4 protein-coding genes are annotated in these 3,800 nt (G+C 68.6%); 3 read left to right on the top strand and 1 reads right to left on the bottom strand.

Annotated elements, in window-relative coordinates; translation table 11 throughout:
* The coding region (locus tag AC067Z_RS38590) for a DUF5933 domain-containing protein (RefSeq protein WP_478794312.1) at positions 1 to 438 on the bottom strand (438 nt) is incomplete at its 3' end.
* Positions 439 to 1,029: 591 nt separating this feature from the next.
* Between AC067Z_RS38590 and AC067Z_RS38595 the strand changes: the two genes are divergently transcribed.
* The 3 genes from AC067Z_RS38595 to AC067Z_RS38605 form a co-directional block, all read left to right on the top strand.
* Entirely contained in the window at positions 1,030 to 1,455 is a 426-nt protein-coding gene (locus AC067Z_RS38595; protein WP_478794313.1) for a GNAT family N-acetyltransferase, read from the top strand.
* Between the two features lie 230 nt (positions 1,456 to 1,685).
* On the top strand, positions 1,686 to 2,891 hold the full coding sequence (locus AC067Z_RS38600) for an NAD(P)/FAD-dependent oxidoreductase (protein ID WP_478794314.1): 1,206 nt from the start codon (positions 1,686 to 1,688) through the stop codon (positions 2,889 to 2,891).
* Positions 2,892 to 3,184: 293 nt separating this feature from the next.
* Positions 3,185 to 3,800 (top strand): sigma-70 family RNA polymerase sigma factor (locus AC067Z_RS38605; RefSeq protein ID WP_478794315.1); only part of this gene is annotated, 616 nt, incomplete at its 3' end.

Consider the following 3,800-nt stretch of genomic DNA (forward strand, 5'->3'; position numbering starts at 1 on the left):
CCAGGTGTCGCCGGTCTTACGGCCGGCCACCAGCAGCAGGCCCAGTCCCACGCCTTTCAGCAGCAGGACACGGTCCCGGCCGGTGCGGCGCGTGAGAGCGATGACGGCATGGGCCAGGACCACCCACAACGCGCCGTTGCCGGCCATCATCTTGGCGTCGACCGCCCACCGCACCAGCCAGAAGATCACGTCGATGCCGATCGCGGCGCTGACCGCCACGAACCGCTGTCGCCAGGTGAGCACCACCATCATCAACGCCATAGCGGCGTACAGCAGCGGCCCTGATTTGGGGGCGAGTACCACCTCTCGCACCTGGTTGGTCATCGGCCCCGGCACGCCGTACCGACGCGCGGCGATCTCCAGTGCGATGAGGAATCCGAGGCCCACCACACTCACTGCGAGCCACAGCAGGACGCGTGGTTGACGCCATGCAGCCACCTGAAGGCTGCCGTCTCTTCGCGAAAACCATCGCGTTACCGTAGATATCAATTTTTCAACCGATTTGTGATATTGAACGTGATCATTGAGAGCTCGAACATGCTAGCGGATGGGGTGGGTTTTGCCGATCACAAGTACGCCGAATACGGCGATCGGCTGCCCTTTGCCCGCGGGCAACGGCGGACATGAAGCGCCGCGCGGCCCCGGATCGGGACGCCGCGGGCGCCGCGTCGGCGGTCAGGGCCAACTGCGGCGCCCAGCCACCATGTTGTGACCGAGCGCTTCACTTGGCACCTGCACACGTGAGTGGGCGAGAGCATCCAGCCGTGCCGGGACTCCATCCACTCCGCCCTGTGCGGCAGTTTCTCCGGCCGGTCCGCGTTGCTCTCGCCCACGTCCTGGCAGCAGGCGAAGGTGCCGAACCCGCACTCCCTCATCGCCCGGATCGCGGGTGCGAGCTGCTCGTCGCCAACACCCAGGCCCTGACGGCGGCACAGAACGCCGCCGGCTGACCTCACGCCAAGGCCCCTTCTGGATGATCGGTGGAGCAATCGCATGGCCAGTCCTCGGAGGAGAGATCATCATGTGGGGATGCCCGAGAATCAATCCTCTGTAGCACCGACCGCAGTGCGGCTCCCTCGGTACACGAGGACGGACCAGGACGAGATCCTCGGCGACGGCGATGATCCTTTCGGTGTCGCCGCGACAGAGGTGGGCGGCGTCGGCGGAGTGGCCGTCGCGCCCGACGTGCAGGGCCAGGGGCTGGCTCGGCTCGTCGTCACAGCGGCACTTGACCACGCGCGGACGATGGGCCCTCAGCACGCACTCCTGTTCTGCCGGCCTCCCCTCGTGCCGCTGTACCAGCGCCTCGGATGGCACCCGCTCGACAAGGACGTACTCGTCGAACAACCCGAAACCCGCCTGGTGACCATGCCGCTGCGGACCATGGTGACGCCCCTGCGCGACAACGCGTACTGGCCTTCAGGGCCTGTGCGTCTGTTCTCCCTCCCGATGTGACGGGCCCCTGCCGCGCCGGTGTCGGTTCTCGCCGGCATTTCGGCTCTGCGATCAGCAAGTGCTGCCCGAACGTGGCGACGAACGGAGTCGGTTCCCGGTGACGAAGCCACAGCCTCAGGCCGGAATCCGTCCAGGCGGACACCCCTGTGGAGTGATCTGCCTCACATGCTGTCACAGGGGTCGATCAAGCGGTGTCTTGTGCCCGAACCCCTTGAAGCGGAGGAGACACCATGGTGGAGAACACCGATGTGGTCGTGATCGGCGGCGGATACGCCGGCGTCATGGCGGCCAATCGCCTGACGCAGCGCGGCGATGTGACGGTGACGCTGGTCAACCCGCGCCCGTCCTTCGTCCATCGGATCCGCCTGCACCAACTGGTGGGCGGGTCCGGCGACGCGGTCGTCGACTACCGAGAGGTACTGGCCGAGGGCGTCCGGCTGGTGGTCGACACAGTGGCACGGATCGACCCGGCCGACCGCAGCGTCGCGCTGACCTCCGGCGGCACGTTCGGCTACGACTACCTGGTCTATGCGGTGGGCAGTGGCAGCGCCGACCCGCGCGTTCCCGGAGCGGCCGAGTTCGCCTACCCGCTCGCCGGCCTGGAGGAGGCGCAGCGGCTGCGGCCGATCCTCGACGCCGCGCCGGCGACGGCCGCGGTGACGGTGGTCGGAGCCGGTCCGACCGGTATCGAGACCGCCGCCGAACTGGCGGAGGCCGGCCGTGCCGTGACCCTGGTCTGCGGAGGGGTGCTCGGCCCGTACCTGCACCCGCGGGGTCGACGTTCGGTGGCCGGGCGGCTGGCCACGCTCGGTGTGACCGTGCTCGACGGCCCCGATTCGAAGGTGACGGCTGTGACCCGCGATGCCGTGCGGCTCGCTGACGACCGCGAGCTGCTGAGCAGGGTGACCATCTGGACCGCCGGCTTCGGCGTGCCGGACCTGGCCGTGCGCAGCGGGCTGAGCACCGACGCCCTGGGCCGCCTGCTCACGGACGAGACGTTGACCAGCGTGGACAGCGCACGCATCGTCGCGGCGGGGGACTCGGCGGCGCCGTCGGGCCTGCCGCTGAGGATGAGCTGCCAGGCCGCGATGCCTCTGGGCGCGCGGGCCGCCGACACGGTGCTCAGCCGGATCGCCGGTGAGCATCCTGCGACCCTCAACCAGTCCTTCGCCGCCCAGTGCATCAGCCTGGGTCGAGGCGCCGGCATCTTCCAGTTCGCCAACCGGTCCGACGTCGCGGTGTGGTTCAACATCGACGGCCGTCTGGGCGCCAGGCTCAAGGAGTTCGTGTGCAGGGGAGTCGTCAAGCACCTGGCCGACGAGGCACACAAGCCCGGTGCGTACAGCCTGCACCTCATCTCAGGAGGTGCCAAGCGCCGGCAGCTGCTGCAGGCCAAGCGCGGCGACGCATCGGCCACCGTTGAACGGACAGCATAGCCAGGCACTCGTTGCCGATCCGGTCCGACCACAACGGAGCCGGAGCGCATGTCGTGCGGCGACGCCCTTGTCGCGGGGCGCCGCTGCACGCAGGCGTTCATCAGCGGCCCTTTGAGCAACGGATCGTCGTCAACTCGGCGTGTGACAGCCGTGCGCCGGGTGGTGTCCCACTGTCGACCGCACAGAACAGGTGGGGCAGATCGAACGGCTACTGACGAAAGAGAATCTTGCTGTGCATGCACGCTTGAGGCCGTCGGCAACCAGGGCCGGCCGCGAAGGAGAGGGGTCGAGATATGAGCGACCATGCCACTGACCCGGCGACCGAGATGTTCGTTGCCCACCGCAGCCTGCTGTTCACCGTCGCGTACGAGATGCTCGGATCGGCCGCCGACGCCGAAGACGTCCTCCAGGAAGCCTGGCTGCGATGGGTCGAGGTCGACCTTGCCCAGGTGAGCGACCAGCGCGCCTACCTCGTCCGGATCACCACCCGGCAGTCGCTCAACCGGCTGCGCGCAATGAAGAGCCGCAGGGAGGCGTATGTCGGCCAGTGGCTGCCCGAGCCGCTGCTCACCGCGCCGGACGTGGCCCAGGACGTCGAGCTCGCCGAGAGTGTGTCCATGGCGATGATGCTGGTCCTCGAGACGCTGTCGCCGACCGAGCGCGCCGTCTTCGTGCTGCGCGAAGTGTTTGATGTCGGCTACGACGAGATTGCGACCGCCGTCGACAAGAGCCCCGCGGCCGTCCGCCAGATCGCGCACCGTGCCCGTCGGCACGTCGATGCCCGCCGCCCTCGCCAGGCGGTCTCCCCGAGGACGACCCGGGCGGCTCTGGAGTCGTTCCAGCGCGTACTCGAGACCGGGGACCTGCAGGGCCTCCTCGACGTGCTCGCCCCGGAGGTCGTCCTCGTGG

The sequence above is a fragment of the Streptomyces sp. NPDC043812 genome, from assembly GCF_056436245.1.